Source organism: Reyranella sp. (genome assembly GCF_044224635.1).
Taxonomy (GTDB): domain Bacteria; phylum Pseudomonadota; class Alphaproteobacteria; order Reyranellales; family Reyranellaceae; genus Reyranella.
Map to the genome: position 1 here is coordinate 89,928 of NZ_JBGAKA010000019.1, position 20,022 is coordinate 109,949.

At 67.4% G+C, this 20,022-nt stretch carries 17 protein-coding genes; 3 read left to right on the plus strand and 14 right to left on the minus strand.

Annotated features, from left to right (window positions below; all coding sequences use genetic code 11):
* Positions 1–235: 235 nt before the first annotated feature.
* The 9 genes from ACILR9_RS18185 to ACILR9_RS18225 all read right to left on the minus strand — a co-directional run bounded on the left by ACILR9_RS18185 (position 236) and on the right by ACILR9_RS18225 (position 11,670).
* Positions 236–2,272 (minus strand): DUF4139 domain-containing protein, encoded by a 2,037-nt coding sequence (locus ACILR9_RS18185; protein ID WP_395711363.1) that lies wholly within the window; start codon positions 2,270–2,272, stop codon positions 236–238.
* A 179-nt stretch (positions 2,273–2,451) separates the two neighbouring features.
* Positions 2,452–4,830, minus strand: a complete 2,379-nt coding sequence (locus ACILR9_RS18190) for a PAS domain S-box protein (protein ID WP_395711364.1) — start codon at positions 4,828–4,830, stop codon at positions 2,452–2,454.
* Between the two features lie 146 nt (positions 4,831–4,976).
* Positions 4,977–5,384, minus strand: coding sequence for an iron-sulfur cluster assembly scaffold protein (locus ACILR9_RS18195; protein WP_395711365.1), 408 nt, complete (start codon positions 5,382–5,384; stop codon positions 4,977–4,979).
* Complete coding sequence (locus ACILR9_RS18200) at positions 5,381–6,601, minus strand: aminotransferase class V-fold PLP-dependent enzyme (RefSeq protein ID WP_395711366.1); 1,221 nt, start codon at positions 6,599–6,601, stop codon at positions 5,381–5,383. Before ACILR9_RS18200 ends, ACILR9_RS18195 begins: the two co-directional genes overlap by 4 nt.
* On the minus strand, positions 6,598–8,250 hold the full coding sequence (locus tag ACILR9_RS18205; protein WP_395711367.1) for an NTP transferase domain-containing protein: 1,653 nt from the start codon (positions 8,248–8,250) through the stop codon (positions 6,598–6,600). Before ACILR9_RS18205 ends, ACILR9_RS18200 begins: the two co-directional genes overlap by 4 nt.
* Positions 8,247–8,975 carry an XdhC family protein gene (locus tag ACILR9_RS18210; RefSeq protein ID WP_395711368.1) on the minus strand — a complete coding sequence of 243 codons (729 nt, stop codon included), beginning with the start codon at positions 8,973–8,975 and terminating at the stop codon, positions 8,247–8,249. The genes ACILR9_RS18205 and ACILR9_RS18210 overlap by 4 nt, the downstream gene beginning before the upstream one ends.
* Positions 8,976–8,977: 2 nt before the next feature.
* Positions 8,978–9,298, minus strand: a complete 321-nt coding sequence (locus ACILR9_RS18215; RefSeq protein ID WP_395711369.1) for an XdhC family protein — start codon at positions 9,296–9,298, stop codon at positions 8,978–8,980.
* Between the two features lie 3 nt (positions 9,299–9,301).
* Positions 9,302–10,540, minus strand: a complete 1,239-nt coding sequence (locus ACILR9_RS18220) for a VWA domain-containing protein (RefSeq protein WP_395711370.1) — start codon at positions 10,538–10,540, stop codon at positions 9,302–9,304.
* 206 nt (positions 10,541–10,746) lie between these two features.
* A complete protein-coding gene (locus tag ACILR9_RS18225) occupies positions 10,747–11,670 on the minus strand; it encodes an AAA family ATPase (RefSeq protein WP_395711371.1) in 924 nt (307 codons plus the stop codon).
* A 117-nt stretch (positions 11,671–11,787) separates the two neighbouring features.
* Between ACILR9_RS18225 and ACILR9_RS18230 the strand changes: the two genes are divergently transcribed.
* Both ACILR9_RS18230 and ACILR9_RS18235 read left to right on the plus strand, forming a co-directional pair.
* Positions 11,788–12,531 (plus strand): SDR family NAD(P)-dependent oxidoreductase, encoded by a 744-nt coding sequence (locus ACILR9_RS18230; RefSeq protein ID WP_395711372.1) that lies wholly within the window; start codon positions 11,788–11,790, stop codon positions 12,529–12,531.
* A 21-nt stretch (positions 12,532–12,552) separates the two neighbouring features.
* Positions 12,553–13,959 (plus strand): amidase, encoded by a 1,407-nt coding sequence (locus tag ACILR9_RS18235; RefSeq protein ID WP_395711373.1) that lies wholly within the window; start codon positions 12,553–12,555, stop codon positions 13,957–13,959.
* Positions 13,960–14,003: 44 nt separating this feature from the next.
* Here the strand turns inward: ACILR9_RS18235 and prpB are convergent, their stop codons facing one another.
* Genes prpB through ACILR9_RS18260 form a run of 5 tightly spaced genes read right to left on the minus strand, consistent with a single transcriptional unit; the run spans position 14,004 to position 17,849 of the window.
* Positions 14,004–14,924 carry a methylisocitrate lyase gene (gene prpB / locus ACILR9_RS18240; protein ID WP_395711374.1) on the minus strand — a complete coding sequence of 307 codons (921 nt, stop codon included), beginning with the start codon at positions 14,922–14,924 and terminating at the stop codon, positions 14,004–14,006.
* Positions 14,925–14,941: 17 nt separating this feature from the next.
* Entirely contained in the window at positions 14,942–15,823 is an 882-nt protein-coding gene (locus ACILR9_RS18245) for a DMT family transporter (protein ID WP_395711375.1), read from the minus strand.
* A 6-nt stretch (positions 15,824–15,829) separates the two neighbouring features.
* The gene (locus ACILR9_RS18250) at positions 15,830–16,783 is read right to left on the minus strand and encodes a hypothetical protein (protein WP_395711376.1); all 954 of its coding nucleotides are present in this window, start codon (positions 16,781–16,783) and stop codon (positions 15,830–15,832) included.
* 11 nt (positions 16,784–16,794) lie between these two features.
* On the minus strand, positions 16,795–17,466 hold the full coding sequence (locus tag ACILR9_RS18255) for a DUF1007 family protein (protein WP_395711377.1): 672 nt from the start codon (positions 17,464–17,466) through the stop codon (positions 16,795–16,797).
* Positions 17,463–17,849: an acyl-CoA thioesterase gene (locus ACILR9_RS18260; protein WP_395711378.1), complete on the minus strand. Its 387-nt coding sequence runs from the start codon at positions 17,847–17,849 to the stop codon at positions 17,463–17,465. The genes ACILR9_RS18255 and ACILR9_RS18260 overlap by 4 nt, the downstream gene beginning before the upstream one ends.
* Before the next feature lie 109 nt (positions 17,850–17,958).
* Between ACILR9_RS18260 and parE the strand changes: the two genes are divergently transcribed.
* Positions 17,959–19,974, plus strand: coding sequence for a DNA topoisomerase IV subunit B (gene parE, locus ACILR9_RS18265; RefSeq protein ID WP_395711379.1), 2,016 nt, complete (start codon positions 17,959–17,961; stop codon positions 19,972–19,974).
* Positions 19,975–20,022 lie beyond the last annotated feature (48 nt).

Genomic DNA, 20,022 nt, shown 5'->3' on the forward strand with positions numbered 1-20,022 from the left:
GCGGCCATGCGGTGATCCCTCATGGCCGCATTCATCTCTTGTCATCCTGAGCGCAGCGAAGGATCTCATCGCCAGAAGTCTCGACGTACATCAGCTGCAAGCGACAACAAGGTCCTTCGCTGCGCTCAGGACGACAGAAGAGCGGCCATGGGGCCGCTCCTCAAGATGAGAGTTGCTCTTGGAACTCCCGTGCTGCCAGCGCCTACGAGCAGCGTGGTCCTGGCAGACGAGCGCTCTACCCGAGCTGCGCCACGTAGGTTCGCAGCGCATCGCGCGCCGCCTCGACGGCCTTGTCGGCGTCGGCGCGGCGCTTGGCGATCGCCTCGAGCTCGGTCTCCTGCTTGTCGAGCGTCGCAAGGTAGCGGCGCTGCAGATCGCTGTTGGCAGGCACGCGCGCCAGGTTGTCGCGCAGCCGCGACTGCTCCTGGACGATCTGCTGGCGTTCCTGGTCGGTCTGCGTCAGCCGGCGGTGGGCGTCGGCAACGTTGGCCTGGAGCTGCAGCACACGCGCCAGCGCCTCGCGGGTCTTGGCATCGAACTCGCGCGCATCGACGTAAACCCGGATCTGGTCAGCCGAAGCATCGATCAGGCGCAGCTCCTGGTGCTGGGTCTGCTCCTGCACGACCTCGAAGACCTGGGTCTGCTCGCCGCCGGGCAATTGGAAGGGGATGCGATAGTTGCCTTCGCTCAACTCGACGCCCTTGGGCTCGGGCTTCACGAGGGTCCAGCCCGGCAGGCGGCGCTGCACGACGATCAGCTGGCGCGGCTCCTTGGCCGGGCCCTTGACGCGGTAAGTCATGGTCTGGCGGGCGACACGCGCGATCTGCAAAGCGCCCCGGGCAATCGTGCCCGTGGCCAGCCGGTCGGTCTGCGCCGTATCGCGCTCGACCACGATCTTCTCGTCGAGCGCATAGGCCAGCAGCCTGGTCTCGCCGATCGGGAACACCGACAGCCGGGCGTCGCCGACATAGGCCACCGTGCCCGCCTTGTCGCGCTCATAGAGCGTGATGATGCCGGGCGGCAGGCCGGTGTCGCCGTCGTTGGTCAGGCGGACCGCGGCCAGCGGATTGCGCGCCGCTGTCTCGGCCTGGTAGAGCGCCAACCGCATGGCCGGCACCTGGCGATCGATGATCGGGATCGACAGCGTACGCCCGTTGTCGACGGTGACCGCGCGCGGGAACTTGAACACGACCTGGGTCGCCGCATCGGTCGCCTCGACCTGGTCGGCGCCAGCCGCCATGTCGGCCGGTGCGGCACGCCCGCCGGCTGTCGTCTCGGCCTGAGCGCGGCGATTCTGCATCGGCGCCGTGGCCGGAGCCGGCGGCGGAGGCGGCGCTTCCTTGTAGCGCTGGTAGTTGTTCGCATTCACGCCGCCGCGATCGACGCCCGGCATCAGCTTGCCGGCGACTTCGATCGGCACCTCCGGACGCGCCACGTAGTAGGCATTGTAGAGAGCCTGGCGGAACGCCACCGGCCGGCCCGACACCAGGGTCAGCTCGACATTCTTCCAGTCCTGGCCGCTCATGTTCTCGACCGTGGCCCAGCCCTGCAGGCCCGAACGCGGCGCCGCCGGATCGGCGCCGAGCGTCAGGCGGTAGGACGCCTTCCACACCGGCACCTCGACGATGTAGGCGACGCGTACCGTGCGCCTTCCCTCCCCACGCATCGCGAGGTCGAGCGTGCGCGCTTCCTTGGCGCGGTTGGTCTGGATGGCGAGCAAGGCCTGGCCGACCTTGTCGCGCAGCGCGGCATCGGCAAATTGCAGGTTCTCGGCATCCTCGAGAATGAACTGCTGCAGGCCGCGATCGGTGAGCAGCGTCACCCGCGTGCGCGTCGTCGTGGCCTTGCCGTCGCCGAGAGCCGCCGTCTCCTGTTGAACCGAGACGATCCGGCCCGTCATGGACCGGCCGCCGCCGACGGTGACCACCGCCCCTTTGAGCGTCGACAGCAATTCTGCGGGCGAGCCCAGCGATTCCTGGTCGAACGGCAGATCCTTGAAGGCCTGCGCCAGCGGCTCGCGCCCCGGCAGGCTCAATCCGCCGACACCGCCCTTGTCGTCATAGACAACCAAGCTCTTCAGCACGTCGTCGACCTGCTGCAGCCCAACCGTGAGCTTGAGTGTCGCGTCGCCCTCGACCGTGGCCTCGTACTCGAAATATCCCAGGCCGCCGGACGACAGCATGACGCGCTTCAACGCGAGATCCTGGGCGGTGGCCAGGGTCGAAAACGCAAACAGGCCCACGAGGGCCATGACGAACAGAGGATAATGCATGAGCACTCCCAGGCGATGCTCGCTTACCGTGAGCGCCGACTGTGACCCCACCGCGGCGAGAGCGCGACGAAACTGAGCGCAGTTCTCCGCGGAGTAACCTCCGCCGACAGTGGCGCTCAAGCTCTTCCGGACCGCGGCCGTCTCGCCCGCGGTCCGGAAGGGCTTGAGCCCCTTTCCCCCTACCTTGCCTTCTCGAGCGTCCGCCGAACGGCGCGCGCAAGATCCTCCTTGCGAAAGGGCTTCACCAGGATGTCGAAGTCTGCAACACGATCGCGGGCAGCGCCGTCATTGTCGCCGGCAAAGCCGGTTGTCAGCAGGATGCCGAGACGTGCCCAACGTCCGCGCGCGATCCGGCTGAGCGCCGAGCCATCGATCTTGCCTGGCATGACCATGTCGCTCATCAGGAGATCGAACTTGCCGGCGCTCTCCTCGAGCAGCTGCAAGGCGGCATCGCCATTGACCGCCTCGGTCACGCGATAGCCCAGCGACTTCAGCGTCTCGGCCACGGTTTCCCGCACGGCATCGTTGTCGTCGACGAGAATGACGTTCTCGGTGCCGCGGGGGTACTTCGCGGCGGCGGCGTTCACCGGGATTGCCGCCGGCACGGCTGACCGCGGCAGGAAGACCCGCACCGTTGTGCCCTTGCCCACCGTGCTGGCGAGCCGGATCGCGCCGCCCGATTGATGCACGAAGCCATGCACCATGCTGAGGCCGAGACCGCTGCCGCGACCAGCCCCTTTGGTCGAGAAGAAGGGATCGAAGGCCCTCGCCAGCGTCGTGGCGTCCATACCGATCCCGCAATCCCTGACCTCAACCAGAACGTGATCTCCGGCAGGAGCGTCGGCCATGTCGGCGGACGCGTTGCGCACCTCGATCGTCACCGTGCCGCCCGACGGCATGGCATCGCGCGCATTGTTGGCGAGATTGATCATCGTGCTGTCGAGCTGCGCTCCGTCGATCTTGACCGGCCACAGGTTGGGCGCCACCCGCAATTCCAGCGCGATTCGCTCGCCGACCGTACGCCTCAACAGCCGCACGACGGCGCCGATGTGTTCGCCGACGTCGAGCACCTTGGGGTCGAGTGGCTGACGCCGCGAGAAGGCGAGCAGGCTACGCGTCAGCTCCGCGCCGCGCTGCGTCCCGGAGATCGCTGCCTGAACCAGCTTGGTCGCTTCCGGGTCGCCCTGTCCACGCTCCGCGAGCATGTCGAGGTTGCCCATGATCACGGCCAGGTAGTTGTTGAAATCGTGCGCCAGCCCGCCGGTCAACTGGCCGATCGCCTCCATGCGCTGCGCCTGGTAAAGCTGCTGCTCCATCATCTTGCGGTCATCGATGTCGAGCACGACGCCCTCTAACGCCATGACCTCGCCGCTCTCCGAACGGATCGCCTTGGCCCGGTCCAGGACCCAGCGCCACCTCCCGTCGGCCCGACGTACCCGATACTCCGCCTCGAAGGAGTCACCTATCGCCAGGTCGGCCTGCACCTTCGCTCGAACCCCCGCCTGTTCGTCAGGGTGGATCAACATCTGCGCGCATACACGGCCACTCATGAGATCGTCGGGGGGCACGCCGATCAAGGCACGGCTTCCTTCGCTGGCGAACTCCAGTGTCCACAGCGTGCCGTTCTTGTTGGTGCGATAGACCATCCCCGGCACGTTCGACATGAGGGTACGCTGAAAGCGTTCACTCTCGGCAAGCTCCGCAGTCCGCTCGGAAATGCGCTTCTCGAGAGTGTCGTTCATCTCCGCCAGGGCTTGGGCTGCTTCACGCGCTTGCCGTTCGCTTCGTTTGCGCTCGGTGACGTCGAGGTAGATCGACACCATCCCGCCCGGTCCGGAGAGCCGGCCCCGGCGCACCTCGAAGGCAAGGCCGTTCGGCCGGACTTGCTCGGCGAGATCGATTTCGCCTGCGAGCAGGCGCGCCACCATCCGGTCGGCAAACGCCTCCGGATCGTCGCATGGACCGTACTCGCCGGCCTTTGCCCGAGCGACCGCGACATCGCGCCAGGTCATTCCGACATGGACACCGGCGGAATCCAATCCGGCTATGCCAATCCAACGCTCGTTCCAGGCGACCAGCTCGTAGTCCTTGTTGTAAACGGCGATGCCGGCCGGGACATTGGCGAACACGGCCTGCAGCAGATCCGATTGACGTTCGAGCTCGGCCTGGCGTTGCTCGAGCGCGGTGCGCGCTTCCAGCAAAGCCGTGATGTCACGACCGACTCCGCGATAACCCTCGAAGGCGCCGGTGCTGGCGTATTTCGGGTTTCCGCTCACTTCGCACCACCGTGCCCGTCCATCCCTGGAATCGATGACGTACGGCAAGTTGCGAAATGGTTCGCGTGCCCGCACCTTCTCGTTGATGTTTTCGAGGCGGGCGAGATTTTCAGGGTCCTTCCGGGCGAAGTCGCTGCGGGCGCGGCCCAGCAGGCCCGCCAGGTCGAGGCCCTGCTGTGTCTCGGTATTGGAGAAGTAGGTGAAGCGACCGTCGCTGTCGGTCTCCCAGAACCAGTCGGCGCCCATGAGCGCAAACTCCTGGAAGCGCTGTTCGTTGAGCATCGACGTACCCCCGCAGCCAGACTGGTCGCACGTTCCCCTATGGCCAGGGACCTGACCCTGGCATCACTCCCCGGCGTCACAGTATTACTGTCGCCCCAAACATCACTGCTATCATCCCGAAGCGCACCAAGGAACCTTTCCCTTCTTCAGCGGAGCGCCTCTCCGAGGGCCTCGAACGGCAGCAAAACACATTCCTGGCGGGATTTGTGGGACTTCACCGGGGCGAATGCAGCGAACGGTCCGGCGGGCTCGCCAAGTTCGCGGCCGATGGCGCGTTCGGCGTCGTGGCGAAGGGCGGCGATACCGGCCTTGTCGCGGCCGACAGCGGCCGAGGCCAGAGCGGACGCTGAAGCCTGGCACAATAGGCAACCACGCACCTGATGGGCGATCTCGGCGATGCGGCCGTCGTCGCCCAGGCGGACGTCGATGGTGACGCGATCACCGCAAAGCGGGTTGTCGCGCCGCGCCGATTTGGCAGGCGGCGCCAGCTTGCCCGCTCCGGTCTTGGCCTTGGCAAGGGCGACGATGCGGTCCTGGTAGAGCTGGTCGTTCATCGGAGGGTGCGGGCCGCGTGCTTCACGCCGGTGAGCAGGGCGTCGATGTCGGTGTTGTCGTTGTAGGGTGCCATCGAGACCCGCGTCGTGCCGTCGAGGTCGAAGCGATCCATCAGCGGTTGGGCGCAATGGTGGCCCGCCCTCACCGCGACGCCGAATGAATCGAGGGTCTGGGCGACGTCGTGCGGGTGCACGCCATCGAGCATGAAGGACACGACGGGATAGCGGTTCTGCAGGCTGGCCGGCCCGAGGATCTTGGTGCCATCGATTTCCTGCAGGCCGTCCATCAGCCGCTGCACCAGCGCCATCTCGTGGGCATGGACGTCGGGCCAGTCGAGCTGCCGCATCCAGGCGCAGGCTGCGCCGAGGCCGATCGCCGGGCCGATCGGCGGCGTGCCGGCCTCGAAGCGCCGCGGCGGCGGCGCCCAGGTCGTCTCGGCGAAGGTGACGCGGCCGATCATCGAGCCGCCGCCATGGAACGGCGGCATGGCTTCCAGCAATTCGGGCCGCGCCCACAACACGCCGATGCCGTTCGGTCCATACGCCTTGTGGCCGGCGAAGGCGTAGAAATCGACGCCGAGCCCCGGCAGGTCTACCGGGCCATGCGGTGCGTACTGTGCGCCGTCGAGCATCACCCGCGCGCCAACCGTCCCGGCCGCGGCGACCACGGCCCGCACGTCGAGCAGCGCGCCGGTGACATTGGACACATGGGCGAGTGAGATCAGCCGGGTGCGCGGCGTCAGCAGGCGCGGCAGGGCCTCGATATCGATGCGGCCGTCCAGGGTCACCGGGATCATGTCGATCTCGATCCCGCTGCGGGAACGCAGGAGCTGCCAGGGCACGATGTTGGAATGGTGCTCGAGCTCGGAGAGGAGGATGCGATCGCCGGGCTTCAGCAGCGAGCCGTAGGAATAGGACACCAGGTTGATCGCCGCCGTGCAGCCGCCGGTGAACACGATCTCCATCGGCGCCACGCCGAGAAACGCCGCGACTTCGGCGCGCGCGTTCTCGTAGGCCTCGGTCGCGCGCTCGGCGAGCCGATGGACGCCGCGCAGCACGTTGGCGCGACCGGTCGTCTCGTAGGTGCGCACCGCCTCGAGCACGGCGTCAGGCGTCTGCGCCGAGGCGCCGTTGTCGAGATAATGGACGGGCTGGCCGCCGATGATCGCGGACAGGATGGGAAACTGCCGGCGGATTCCGGCGACGTTGAAGCTCATGTCGTGCTCCGCGCTCGCCAAGCGGCAAGCGCCTCCGGCGTGTCGATGTCGGTGACGGCCGCTTCGCCGTTCATCTCGACCTCGCAGACGAGGTCGGCATGCTCGCCGATCAGGTGCTTGGCGCCACTGTCGCCCGACAGCTTGGTGATCTCCGGGAAGAACCGGCGCGCCCACAGGACGGGATTGCCACGCTTGCCGCCGACCGTCGGAACGCAGATCGAGCGCCCTTCGACCGGGCTGAACGCCGCCATCAGGCGGTCGAGCAGCGGCGCGCCGACCCCCGGCATGTCGCCGAGCTGCACGACGGCGGCGTCGATCGTCGACCCGAGGGCGGCAACGCCGGTGCGCACCGAGGTGCTGAGCCCGTCGGCAAAATCGGGATTGACCACGAAGCGCAGGCGGGATCCGGCGGGGATGGCCTTCTCGATGGCCACGCGCACCTCGCCTGCCATATGGCCCAGCACGACCACGACCTCGACCGCCTGCGAGGCGAGCGCCGCCTTCACGGCATGCACGACCAGGGGCTCGCCGTCGGCCTCGACCAGCATCTTGTTCGGGCCGCCCATGCGGGTCGAGCGGCCGGCCGCCAGCACCAGCACGGCCACGCGCGGCGCCTGCTGCGGCCCCTCGCCTTCGGCCTCGCTGTCGTCGCGCGGCTGCGGACGGCTCGCGATCTCGGCCAACAGGCCGCCTGCCCCCATGCGGACGATCTCGGCACGGCCGACCGGCAGGCCTGCCGCCAGCCGCTCCAGCACCATGTCGAAGCCGTTGTACTTGGGCGACTTGGCGCAGCCCGGCAGGCCGAGCACAGGCTTGCCGTCGAGCCTGGCCGTCAGCAGCAGATTGCCCGGATCGACCGGCATGCCGAAATGGATGACCTCGCCGCCCGCTTCCTCGATGCCGGCCGGCACGACGTCATGGCGGTCGACGATCGCCGAGGCGCCGGCGATCAGGAAGATGTCGCAACCTTCGCCCTTGAGCTCCCTGAGGGCGCCAGCGATCGCCTCGGCCTCGTGCGCCACGCGGCGCTCGCCGACCAGGCTGCTGCCGAGCGAGGTGAGCCGCTTGGTCGTCGTGCCGACAGCCTTGTCGAGCACCTTGTCGCGCGTCCCAGGCAACCGTGTCTGCACCAGCCCCGCGCGCATCGCCTTGAACGGCGCCACCGAGACCAGCGGCTGGTTGGCTTCCTTGGCGACCTCGAGGGCGCGCTGCACGGCCATGCGCGGGGCGGCATAGGGAATGATCTTGATGGTCGCAACCATCTGGCGCGGCTCGACGCGGGCGAACGGCGGCAGAGTGGCGACGGTGACCGATTCGTCGAGCTCGTTCAGCGCATCGATGCGCGCGTGATCGACCACGGCCAGGCCGGCATCGCGGGCGAAGTGGTTGCAGCGGCCGGTGAAGGGCGCGGTGACCTCGATGCCCTCGCCGGCCAGCGCGCGGGCCAGGGTCGCCGCCGCCTCGTCCTCGTGCAAATCCTCGGCATCGAGGCGGGCGGCGATGATGCTTTCGGCGCCTGCCGCCTTGAGCTTGGCGACGTCTTCGCCCGACAGCACACGGCCCTTGGCGAAGTTGACTCCGTTGGCGCGCCAGCTGTGCGCCAGGATGGCCCCTGTCGCCTCGTCGATCGGGGTTTCGCCGAATTTCACGCCGCAACCACCTTCGGCCCGGCCAGCTCCTCGATCCTGCGCGCCCGCACCTCGACGATCTGGCCCATGATGGATACGGCGATCTCGGCCGGCGACTTGGCGCCGATGTTGAGGCCGACCGGACCATGGATGCGCGCGAACTGCTCGTCAGTGATGCCGGCCTCGGCCAGACGATCCTTGCGCTTGGCATGGGTGCGCCGACTGCCCAGCGCGCCGATGTAGAAGACGTCCGACCTCAACGCCGCTTCGAGTGCCGGATCGTCGAGCTTGGGATCGTGCGTCAGGGTCACCACGGCCGTCGAGACGTCGAGGCCCATCTTCTCGAAGGCCTCATCGGCCCAGTCCTGCATCACCTTGACGCCGGGGAAGCGGCTGTCGGTGGCGAAGGCGCGCCGCGGATCGACCACGGTCACATCGAAGTCGAGCAGCGACGCCATCGGCGCCAGCGACTGCGCGATGTGCACCGCGCCGACGATGATGAGGCGCGGCGGCGGCACGTAGACATTGAGAAAAATGCGCTGGCCGCCCACCTCGACCGTCTCGCTGCGGCCGATGCCGAGCGCGCGCCGTGCGGCCGCGACAACGGCTGCATCGCCCGCGAGCGCGCCTTCGGCCCGGTCGGTGTAGATCAGCGCTTCGGCGGCGTCGCTGAGCCGGGTGGCGAGCGCCAAGGCTTGACGCTGCGTGCGGGCGTCCTGCAGAGCGGCCAGGGTCTTGGCTTTCATGGTCAGTTCACCTTCTCGACGAAGACCTGCACCTTGCCGCCGCAGGCCAGGCCGACATCCCAGGCCTGCTCGTCGGTGACGCCGAAATCGAGCAGCCGCGGCTGGCCGTCGGCGATCGAGGCCAAGGCCTCCTTGACCACCGCACCCTCGATGCAGCCGCCCGACACGGAGCCGACCATGGCACCCGTCTCGTCGACGCCGAGCTGGCTGCCGACGGGACGCGGCGACGAGCCCCAGGTGGTGATAACGGTGGCGATCGCGACACCCTTGCCGCTCGCCTTCCACTTGCCGACCTGGTCCAGGACATCGAGTGCGTCGCTCATGGTCTAGTTCCTCTCCTTGCGCAGTTCCGTCTGCCAGCCTGTCAGCCGCTTGTCGCCGGCCGTCGGCACCGTCCCCAGGGCTGCGATAAGTCCTGCAAGACTATCGAGATTGTGCACCGGACGGAATTCATCGACGTGAGGCAGCATCGCCTTGTTGCCCTGAGACTTGGGCTCGTAGGCACCATACCGCAAGAGCGGGTTGAGCCAGATAAGGCGTGAGCAGGATTTGTGCAGGCGTTCCATTTCCTCGGCCAGGCCGGCCGCGCCCTCGCGGTCGAGCCCGTCGGTGATCAGCAGGACCACGGCGCCCTGCCCCAGGACGCGGCGCGACCAATTCTTGTTGAATTCGTGCAGGGTCTGGCCGATGCGCGTGCCGCCGGACCAGTCCTCGACCTGGGTGGAGGCCTTCTGCAAAGCGACATCGACGTCCTTGTTGCGCAGCGCCCGGCTGACGTTGCTCAGCCGCGTGCCGAAGGTGAAGCAGTAGACCCGGTCGCGGTCGTTGGTGATGGCGTGCATGAAATGCAGGAACATGCGCGTGTAGCGGGCCATTGAGCCGGAGATGTCGCACAGGATGACGAGCGGCGGCGGCCGGCGGCGCGGCTCGCGCTTGCGCAGCTCGGTCAAGCCTTCCGGCCGCAAGGCGCGGCGCAGCGAGGCGCGAAAATCGACGCGCGGGCCGCGCCGCGCCGCCTGGTAGCGTCGCGTGCGTCGCTCTGGCACGGGCAGGCGCAGGCGCGCGATCGCGCGCAGTGCCTCGTCGATCTCCGCCTGCGACATCTGCTCGAAGTCGCGGTGCTGCAACACCTCGCGGTCAGACACCGTGAAGGTCGCCTCGATTTCCACCTCGGGCGGCTCGTTCTCGTCCTTGGGCCCTTCGCCCCGACCGGGCTGCAGTGCTTCCTGCAGGCGACGACTAAGCTGCTTGCCCTTCTCCTGCTGCCCCGGCACCTCGACCTGCGGCAGCAGCATTTCCATCATCTTCTCGAGCAGGCGCGGATTGCGCCAATAAACGTGGAACGCCTGGTCGAAGATCTCCCGCTGGTCGCGTCGGTTCACGAACACCGAGTGCAGCGTCCAGTAGAAATCGTCGCGCTTGCGCAGGCCCGCCGCCTCCACCGCCTCGATGGCGCGCAGCACCTGGCCCGGCCCGACCCGCAGGCCGGCGGTACGCAGCGTCCGCGCGAAGTGAACGATGTTGGTGGCGAGCCGGCCGGGGGGCTCCGGTCCCGCGGAAGACATGGGAGCGTTCATGGTCTTGCGGACCGCGAGCCATCTTCTCCCCCCCACGCTTTGCGTGGGGAGGTGTCCGCGTAATCGCGGACGGAGGAGTCATGAGCAACGGGACTGAGGCTCATGACCCCTCCGTCGGCGAAGACGCCGACACCCCCCAGCGAAGCTGGGGAGGAGAATGAGGCGGCCCAGAAGAAGAAAGTCTCGCCACCGTCTCACCCCAGCGGCTCGGCGGCGATATCCGACTTCACCTTGCGCAGGATCTCGGCTGCTTCCGTGCCCTGCAGGCGCTGGATGTCGTCCTGGTACTTCAGCAGAATGCCCAGCGTGTCGTTGATGGTGCGCGGGTCGAGGTCGAGCTTGTTGAGTTCCGACAGCGCCGTCGCCCAGTCGATCGATTCGGCGACGCCCGGCGACTTGAACAGGTCGAGCTTGCGCAGCTCCTGGACGAAGCCCACGACTTGGCGAGACAGGCGCGCACCAGCGTCGGGTGCCTTGACCTCGAGGATCTGCAACTCGCGCTTCAGGTCGGGATAGTCGACCCAGTGGTAGAAGCAGCGTCGCTTCAGCGCGTCGTGGATCTCGCGGGTGCGATTCGACGTGATGATGACGATTGGCGTCTGCGCCGCCTTGACCGTGCCGAGCTCTGGAATGGTGACCTGGAAGTCCGACAGCAGCTCGAGGAGGTAGGCCTCGAACGGCTCGTCGGTACGATCGAGCTCGTCGATCAGCAGGATCGGCGCACCCTCGGCATGGGGCTGCAGCGCCTCGAGCAGAGGACGGCGAATCAGGAATCGTTCGTCGAAGATATCGGCGGCGAGCTGGCCGCGGTCGTGCACGCCCTGCGCTTCGGCTAAGCGGATCTCGATCATCTGGCGGGCATAGTTCCATTCGTAGACTGCCGACGCGACATCGAGGCCCTCGTAGCACTGCAGGCGGATCAATGGCCGGCCGAGGGTCGCGGCCAGCACCTTGGCGATCTCGGTCTTGCCGACGCCGGCTTCGCCTTCGCAGAACAGCGGGCGGCCGAGCTTGAGCGCGAGATAGAGCACGGTCGCGAGGCTGCGGTCGGCGATATAGTTGCCGCCCTTCAGGAGATCGAGGGTGGCGTCGATGGATGCCGGCGTTGCGGAGGACATGAAGCTCCCGGGAAATGCAATGCGGCGCCCGATGGCGCCGAGGCTCAGTGTAGCCGATGGGGCGGCGTGCCGATATGGTAGGAATTGGCAGCGAATTCAAGGATTTGGGAGGCAGCCATGGGGGCTGAGTTGTTCAAGGGCCGGACCGCCATCGTGACCGGCGGCGCGCGCGGGATAGGCCTTGCCTGCGCCGCCCGGATCACCGCCGGCGGCGGCCGGGTCGCCCTGTGGGACCGCGACATGACGCGCGCGCGCCAGTCGGCCGCCTCCCTCCCCGGCGCTATCGCCGTCGAGGTCGACGTGACCGACGAGGGGTCGATCAACAGCGCCCTCGGCGAGACGGAAGCGCAGATCGCCCCGCCCGACATCCTGGTGGCCAGCGCCGGCATCACCGGTCCCAACACCACGGTCGTCGCCTATCCGGTCGATGCGTGGAAGCAGGTGATCGACATCAACCTCACCGGCGTCTTCCTGTGCAATCGCGCGGTGGCGGGCGGCATGGCGGTGCGCGGGCGCGGCCGCATCGTCAACATCGCGTCGGTCGCCGGAAAGGAAGGCAACCCGAACGCCTCCGCCTACTCGGCGTCGAAGGCGGGCGTGATCGGCCTCACCAAGTCGCTCGGCAAGGAGCTGGCAGCCACCGGCGTGCTGGTCAACTGCGTGGCGCCCGCGGTGGTCAAGACCGAGCTGTTCAGCCAGATGACTGAGCAGCATATCCAGTACATGCTCTCCAAGATCCCGATGAACCGCTTCGGCGAGGTGGACGAGGTTGCCGAGATGGTCGCTTGGCTCGCCTCCGACCTCTGCACCTTCTCCACCGGCGCAACCTTCGACCTGTCCGGCGGCCGGGCGACGTATTAGCTTTAGAGGACCCTCCCCACCATGAACCTGCATGATCTCACCCTGGTCGAACTAGGCGCCGGGCTTGCTGCCAAGCACTTCTCCTCGCGCGACATCGTCGACGGGCTGCTGGCGCGCATCGAGAAGGCCGACGGCAAGCTGCATGCGTTCACCGAGGTCTACGCCCGGGAGGCCCGCGCGCTCGCTGATGCGGCAGATGCTGCCCGCGCCTCGGGCTTTCCGCTCGGCCCCCTGCACGGGCTGCCGGTCGCCTACAAGGACCTGTGCGACATCGCCGGGCGGGTCGGCACCGGCGGCTCCAAGATGTTCGAGAAGCGCGTGGCGGGCGAGACCTCGACCACCGTCGAGCGACTCACCGCCGCCGGCATGGTGCCGCTCGGCAAGCTGCACATGGTCGAGTTCGCGTTCGGCGGCTGGGGCACCAATCCCTTGATGGGCGCGCCGTGGAACCCGTGGGACCTCGCCACACATCGCGTGCCGGGCGGCTCGTCGAGCGGCACCGGCGTGGCCGTCGCGGCGCGCCTCGCGCCCGCCGGCATCGGCAGCGACACCGGCGGCTCGGTGCGTATTCCATCGGCCTTCAACGGCCTCGTCGGCCTGAAGGTCACATTCGGACGCATCGGGCTGCACGGGACCATCATGCTGAGCTGGACGTTCGACTCGATCGGGCCAATGGCGCGCTCGGTCGAGGATTGCGCCCTGATGCTGAATACCCTCGCCGCGCCCGATCCGCGCGACCCCACGACGCTCGGCCAGCCGCTCGAGGACTTCACCCTCGCCACCCAGCCGGGCTCGATCGAAGGCATGCGCGTGGCCATGCCCGATACCGACCAGCTGCCGAACTTCATGCATCCGGACGTGGTCAAGTCCTGGCAAGCGGCCGGCCTCACCTTCGAGAGCCTTGGCGCCACGGTCGAGGCGGTGCGCGTGCCCGGCTGGTTCTTCGACTTGTCGCGTCCGGCCGGAACCCTGATCGCCTCTGAAGCCTACTCGCTGCATCGCGACTACATCGAGGACACCAGCAAGCCGATCGGCCCCGGCGTGCGCAGCCGCGCGCTCGCCGCCAAGGGGCTGCCGACCGCCGCCTATGCTGAAGAACTGCGCGCCGTCGACGCCCGCCGCCGCGCCTTCGCGGGCTGGATGACACCCTATGATGCCCTGCTGCTGCCGACGGTCGCCGTGCCGGCAATCCCCCTGTCGGAGGTCGACGAAGCCTCGCCGATCCCGGGCTATCTCACGCGACCGGCAAACTATCTCGGCCTGTGCGGCCTCGCCCTGCCCTCCGGCCAATCGGGCGGCCTGCCGCTCGGCATCCAGATCGTCGGCAAGCCGTTCGCCGAAGGCACCGTCCTGCGCCTCGGCAAGGCCTTCCAGGACGCGACCCGGGAGCACAAGCGCGCACCGGACCTGTCGGCGCTGGGGTTGTAAATTTCTTCTCCTCCCCACGCTTCGCGTGGGGAGGAGGATGATCATCACACCTGCGGCATGCCCTGCGGTACGACCGTCTCGACGATCGACGAATCGAGCGCCTCGAACTCGTGGTAGCCGATTGTCTGGTAGAGCTCGGCGCGGGTCTGCATGCGGTCGAGCATGTTCTGGGTGCCGCCGTCGCGGCGGATCGCGGCGTAGAGGTCGTGCTGTGCCTTGTTGGCGACCCTGAGCGAGGAGACCGGCCAGATCACCATCTTGTAGCCCATCGCCTCGAACTCGCTGGCGGTGAAGAACGGCGTGCGGCCGAACTCCGTCATGTTGGCGAGCAGCGGCACGCCCGGCATGGCGCGGACGAAGGCGCGGAACATCTCGGCGTCGTTCAGGGCTTCGGGAAAGATCGCGTCGGCGCCTGCCGCGAGGTACTGACGCGCCCGCGCCACCGCGCCCTCGATGCCCTCGCTCGCCGCCGCGTCGGTGCGGGCGATGATGAACAGATGCCGCCGAGCCTTCGCCGCCGCCGCCACCTTGACCGCCATGTCGTGCGGCGAGGCGAGCTTCTTGTCGTTCAGGTGGCCGCACTTCTTGGGCAGGATCTGGTCCTCGATGTGCACCGCGCCGGCGCCGGCATCCTCGAACGCCCGCACCATGTGCATGACGTTCAGTGCCTCGCCGTAGCCGGTGTCGCCGTCGACCAGCAGCGGCAAGCCGCTGGCGCGGCCGATCTGGCGGACGAAGAACGACACATCCTCGACCGTGATGACGCCGAGGTCGGGCAACCCCATCGACGCCGACATCGCCGCACCCGACAAATAGAGCGCATCGAAGCCCGCCGCCCGCGCCTGCAGCGCCGCCATGCCGTTGTGCACGCCGGGAAGCTGCAGGATGCCGGGCCGCGTCAGCATTTCGCGAAAACGCTGCCCGGCAGGCGCGTTCGGCAGGTCGGCGGCGACGAGATAAGGCATCCTCTCCTCCTTCGAGCTCAGATCCTGCGAGACTGCCATCCAACCAGGAGACCGGCACCGACGATCAGGCCCGAGCCCAGCCAGACGTAAAGATCGGGCATCTCGGCGAACATTAGGTAGCCCACGATCACCGAGCCGATCATCTGCGTGTAGTTGAAGGGCGCCAGGAAATTGGCCGAGGCGTAGGTCATCGCCTGGGCGATGCAGTAGTGACCGAGGCCGCCCAAGGCGCCCAGCGAGCACAGCAATGCCCAGTCTACCCAGTTCACCGGCGTCTTCCACACGAACGGCACCACGACCGACATCAGGACCGTGCCCAGCAGCACGCTGTAGAAGATCGACGTCGCCGGATGGTCTGTGCCGGCGACCCGGCGAATGATGATCTGATACATGGCATAGCAGAGCGCGCTGCCGACCAGCAGCATCGAGGCCCATTGGAACACGGCGCTGCCCGGCCGGATCACCACCAGCACGCCGGCGAAACCCAGCAGCACCGCCCCGAGACGCACCAGCGTGATGCGTTCGCCGAGCAACGGCCAAGCGAGGAACACGACCGCGAGCGGCGCCACGAAGCTGACCGCGATCGCCTCGGCGACCGGGATGTCCTTGACGGCGAAGAAGAAGCAAAGCGTCGACAGCAGCATCATGACCGAGCTCGCCGCCTGCAGGCCGATGCGCCGCGTGCGGAACAGCCCGAGGCCAAGGCGCGGCACGAACACCAGCGGCACCAGCACGAGATGCATGGCAATGCGGAACCATACGATCTGCGCCGGATCGTAGGTCTGGACCAGCAGCTTCACGAAGCCGTTCATGATCGGGAACAGCGCGCAGGCCGCGCACATCAGCACCAGGCCGACGACCGGCCGCGACACCCGGGCGGGCGCCTGGGAAACCGCCATACTGGTTCAGCGCAAGAAGCGTTCGAGGGAGCCCAGCAGCAGGGTGCCGGCGGTGGCGATCACGATCAGCGACGCGGCGATCGCGGTGTAGCGGCCGATCTCGCGCGCGCTGCCGTCGCCGATGATCAGCCGGTGGGCCGCCATCGACGCCATGCCGATCCCCGCCAGGGTGATCGCCATGCCAAGGGCGATGGCGAGCACGCCGACCACGCCGGCCCAGACGACGTTCAGGGCGATCGAGAGAAGGACCACCACCAGGGCGCCGGCGCAGGGTGCGATGCCGGCCGCCGTCAGCAGCAGCCATCCGGCAATGGTGCGCTGGCGCTGCCCGCCATCGTGATGATGATGATGATGATGATGATCGTGATGATCGTGGTCGTGATCATGAGCGTGGGGGTGATGATCGTGGCCATGGCGATCGTGGTCGCCATGCCCATGGCCATGCTCGTGCAAGCGGCCGGTGATACCGGCCCACAGGCGCCAGAATCCGATCGCCAGGATCAGCGTGTAGGAGACGATCTCGACGTTGCGGACCTCGCGCAGCGCCCCGAACAGGCCGACGACAGAGAAGACCTTCAGCGCCGTGGCCAGCAGCAGGGCGGCGAGCGTATGGGTGAACGCGATCCAGGCGCCGGCGAAGATGCCTTCGATCCAGGCGCGCGGTCGGCTGCTGTCGAGGAAATAGGCGACGACCACGGCCTTGCCGTGGCCCGGCCCCAGCGTATGCACCACCCCATAGCCGAAGCAGACGACGACCAGGGTCCACAGCGCCGCCGATCCGGAGCCCGACTGGACATCGCGCAGCGCTGTCGACAGCACCTGCTGGATGCGCCGCTGATAGTCCGCCGAGAAGCGCGCCAGCTCGGCCGCGCTGTCGCTGAAGGTCAGCGCGCCCACCAGGGCTGCGACCAGCAGGACGCCGATCCACAGGAACGGCGAACGCAGCGCGCGAGAGTTCACGGTAGCTGGCCTCATGGCAACTGACACGTCACTTTGTCGGCGAAGACGGGATGGCCACGAACGAACTCGGCCTTGTAGGTAGAATGCTTGGCCAGCGTGCAGCCGGCCGGCAGCGAGGCCTTGTCGACCTCGATCCGCATGAAATCGTCGGGATCGTAGGTCGTGACCGACACCATCTTCGCCGGCTCGGGCAGAGCGAACTTCATGACGTAAACGAGATTGCGCGGCCCTCGCTTGTGCGGTGACGATGGCGCGTTCGCCCGCTTGTTCGGCGGCATCGCCATGCCGCTGTCGCCCGCCGAGCGATCCCAGTCGGGCAAGGTGAAGCTCGCCGGATCGTCGATGCGGGCGGAGAATTGCGGCAGCTTGGCCGGCCGGAAATCCTTGTCTCCGGTGCTGATCCAGGTGAGGTAACCGACCTTGGCCAGTTCGGGCAGCATCTCGCCGCCCAGCACCTTGATTTCGCGGGCCGAGAACTTGCCGTCCTTGTCCTCGTCGATCAGCGGGATCTCGATCTCGCTGGAAAACGGATCGAAGCGCCACTCGATCTCGATATGAGTGTACTTGCCGTCCTTGGCGACGACTCGCACGTGCTGCTGCAGCCAGAGATGCGGATGCGCCAGGGCCACGCCGCCGGCCAGCCAGGCCACGATCAGGCTGGCGAACGCCAGAACGGGCCTCATGCCGCCGCTCCCGCCGGCACGGGTCGCGGCCGCCCCTCCTCGTCGATGGCGACGAACACGAAGGTGCCGTGGGTGACCTGGATGTCGGTCGCCTCGTGACGCCGTTGGACCATGGTCTCGAGGTCGATGGTGATCGAGGTCCGGCCGACCTTCTTCACCTCGCCGTAGATCGACACCATGTCTCCGACCTTGATCGGCTGGACGAAGGTCATGGCGGCGATCGCCACCGTGGCCACCCTGCCCTTGGCCACCCGGGCCGCCAGAACACCGCCCGCGACGTCCATCTGCGACAGCACCCAGCCGCCGAAGATGTCACCATTGCCGTTCATGTCGGCAGGCTGCGGCACCGTCCTGATGATCGGATCGCGGCTCCTCTCAGCCATCAAACCTTCCCCGGATTTGGTTGATTTTCCGCGGTTTTCCTACCATATCGATGTTTGACCGGCCAACAAGCGATCCCCTCGCGCGGCCGCGGAAAGACAAGAAGCAGCCATGGCGAAAGAAGGCGATCTGTTCGATCGAGCGGGCGGAAAGCGCGCGACGAGCAAGGACAACTCCTACACGGCGCGCGACATCGAGGTTCTGGAAGGTCTGGAACCCGTCCGCAAGCGCCCCGGCATGTATATCGGCGGCACCGACGAGCGGGCTATGCATCACCTCGTCGCCGAGGTGCTGGACAACGCCATGGACGAGGCGGTCGCCGGCCATGCCGATACGATCCATGTCGAGCTGCTCGAGGGCAACCGGGTGCTGGTGCGCGACAACGGCCGCGGCATCCCGATCGATCCGCACCCGAAATTCAAGACCAAGTCGGCGCTCGAGGTCATCCTCACGACGCTGCATTCAGGCGGCAAATTCAACAACAAGCTCTACGCAACATCGGGCGGCCTGCACGGCGTCGGCGTGTCGGTGGTCAATGCGCTGTCCGACGACCTGGTTGTCGAGGTCGCGCGCGACCGGCAGGCCTGGATCCAGACCTATTCGCGCGGCAAGCCCGCAAGCAAGTTGAAGTCGGCCGGCGCGGCGCCCAACCGGCGCGGCACGACCATAACGTTTCATCCTGACCCGGAGATATTCGGCAAGCTGGCTTTTGCGGCTGAACGCCTCTACCGCATGGCGCGGTCGAAAGCCTACCTGTTCCGTGGCGTCGAGATCCGCTGGCGCTGTGGCCAGGCACTGCTGCCCAAGGGCGGCGGCGTGCCCGCGGAGGAGTCGTTCCACTTCCCCGGCGGCCTGAAGGACTACCTGATGTCGGAGGTCGGCGAGCGGCCGACTGTGGTGCCGCAGCCGTTTGCCGGCGAAGCCAGGAGCGAAACCAACGGAACGGCCGGCGGCCGGGTCGAATGGGCGGTGTGGTGGCCGACCGACGAGGAAGGTTTCATCCGCTCCTACTGCAACACCGTGCCGACGGCCGAAGGCGGCACCCACGAGTCGGGCTTCCGCAGCGCGCTGGTGCGCGGCCTCAAGCGCTATGCCGAACTTACCGGCAACCGAAAGGGTTCGATCGTCACCGCCGACGACGTGCTCGACGGGGCGGCCGGCCTGGTCTCGCTGTTCATCGAGCAACCGCAGTTCCAGGGCCAGACCAAGGAGAAGCTGGTCAGCGTCGAGGCGACCAAGCTCGTCGAGACCATCGTCGGCGACAATTTCGAGCACTGGCTGACCGGCGACAAGGACGCAGGCAACGTGCTGCTCGAGCACGTCGTCGCCAAGGCGGAGGAGCGCCTGCGCCGCAAGCAGGATCGCGAGCAGCAGCGCAAGACGGCGACGCGCAAGCTGCGCCTGCCCGGCAAGCTCGCCGACTGCAGCAACACCGCTGCCGAGGGGACGGAGATCTTCCTTGTCGAGGGCGATTCGGCGGGCGGCTCGGCCAAGGCCGCGCGCAACCGCGAGACCCAGGCGATCCTGCCGCTGCGCGGCAAGATACTGAACGTCGCCAGCGCCAGTGCCGAGCGCCTGCGCGAGAACCAGGAGATCCAGGACCTCATCCAGGCGCTGGGCTGCGGCACCGGGGCCCACTACAACGACGAACGCCTGCGCTACGAGCGCGTCATCATCATGACCGACGCCGACGTCGACGGCGCGCACATCGCCTCGCTCCTGATGACGTTCTTCTATCGCGAGATGCCGAAGCTGATCGAGAACGGCCATCTGTTCCTGGCCCAACCACCGCTGTTCCGCTTGAGCCGCGGCGATCGTATCGAGTATGCCCGCGACGAGGCGCACAAGGATGAGCTGATCCGCGACGTGTTCAACGGCGCCAAGGTCGAGATCACCCGCTTCAAGGGGCTGGGCGAGATGCAGTCGGTGCATCTGCGCGAGACCACCATGGACATCACCCGGCGCACCCTGCTCAAGGTCGACGTGCCGACGGCCCCCGATGTCGAAGCGAGGACCGACGCCATGAGGACACGGTCGCTGGTCGAGGACCTGATGGGGCGCAAGCCAGAGAAGCGCTATGCCTTCATCCAGGAGAACGCCAGGTTCGCCCGCGACCTCGACGTCTGAGGCCCTTACGCCGACCTGACGAAGTGCGCGCAGCAAAGTGACGTGACC

Excerpts from the sequence above, each read along its gene's own strand:
- ACILR9_RS18225 (WP_395711371.1), bottom strand. The coding sequence starts at position 11,670 with ATGTCCTCCGCAACGCCGGCATCCATCGACGCCACCCTCGATCTCCTG.
- ACILR9_RS18185 (WP_395711363.1), bottom strand. The coding sequence starts at position 2,272 with ATGCATTATCCTCTGTTCGTCATGGCCCTCGTGGGCCTGTTTGCGTTT.
- prpB (WP_395711374.1), bottom strand. The coding sequence starts at position 14,924 with ATGCCTTATCTCGTCGCCGCCGACCTGCCGAACGCGCCTGCCGGGCAG.
- ACILR9_RS18220 (WP_395711370.1), bottom strand. The coding sequence starts at position 10,540 with ATGTCTTCCGCGGGACCGGAGCCCCCCGGCCGGCTCGCCACCAACATC.
- ACILR9_RS18195 (WP_395711365.1), bottom strand. The coding sequence starts at position 5,384 with ATGAACGACCAGCTCTACCAGGACCGCATCGTCGCCCTTGCCAAGGCC.
- ACILR9_RS18200 (WP_395711366.1), bottom strand. The coding sequence starts at position 6,601 with ATGAGCTTCAACGTCGCCGGAATCCGCCGGCAGTTTCCCATCCTGTCC.
- parE (WP_395711379.1), top strand. The coding sequence starts at position 17,959 with ATGGCGAAAGAAGGCGATCTGTTCGATCGAGCGGGCGGAAAGCGCGCG.
- ACILR9_RS18190 (WP_395711364.1), bottom strand. The coding sequence starts at position 4,830 with ATGCTCAACGAACAGCGCTTCCAGGAGTTTGCGCTCATGGGCGCCGAC.
- ACILR9_RS18255 (WP_395711377.1), bottom strand. The coding sequence starts at position 17,466 with ATGAGGCCCGTTCTGGCGTTCGCCAGCCTGATCGTGGCCTGGCTGGCC.
- ACILR9_RS18245 (WP_395711375.1), bottom strand. The coding sequence starts at position 15,823 with ATGGCGGTTTCCCAGGCGCCCGCCCGGGTGTCGCGGCCGGTCGTCGGC.
- ACILR9_RS18230 (WP_395711372.1), top strand. The coding sequence starts at position 11,788 with ATGGGGGCTGAGTTGTTCAAGGGCCGGACCGCCATCGTGACCGGCGGC.
- ACILR9_RS18235 (WP_395711373.1), top strand. The coding sequence starts at position 12,553 with ATGAACCTGCATGATCTCACCCTGGTCGAACTAGGCGCCGGGCTTGCT.
- ACILR9_RS18210 (WP_395711368.1), bottom strand. The coding sequence starts at position 8,975 with ATGAAAGCCAAGACCCTGGCCGCTCTGCAGGACGCCCGCACGCAGCGT.
- ACILR9_RS18260 (WP_395711378.1), bottom strand. The coding sequence starts at position 17,849 with ATGGCTGAGAGGAGCCGCGATCCGATCATCAGGACGGTGCCGCAGCCT.
- ACILR9_RS18215 (WP_395711369.1), bottom strand. The coding sequence starts at position 9,298 with ATGAGCGACGCACTCGATGTCCTGGACCAGGTCGGCAAGTGGAAGGCG.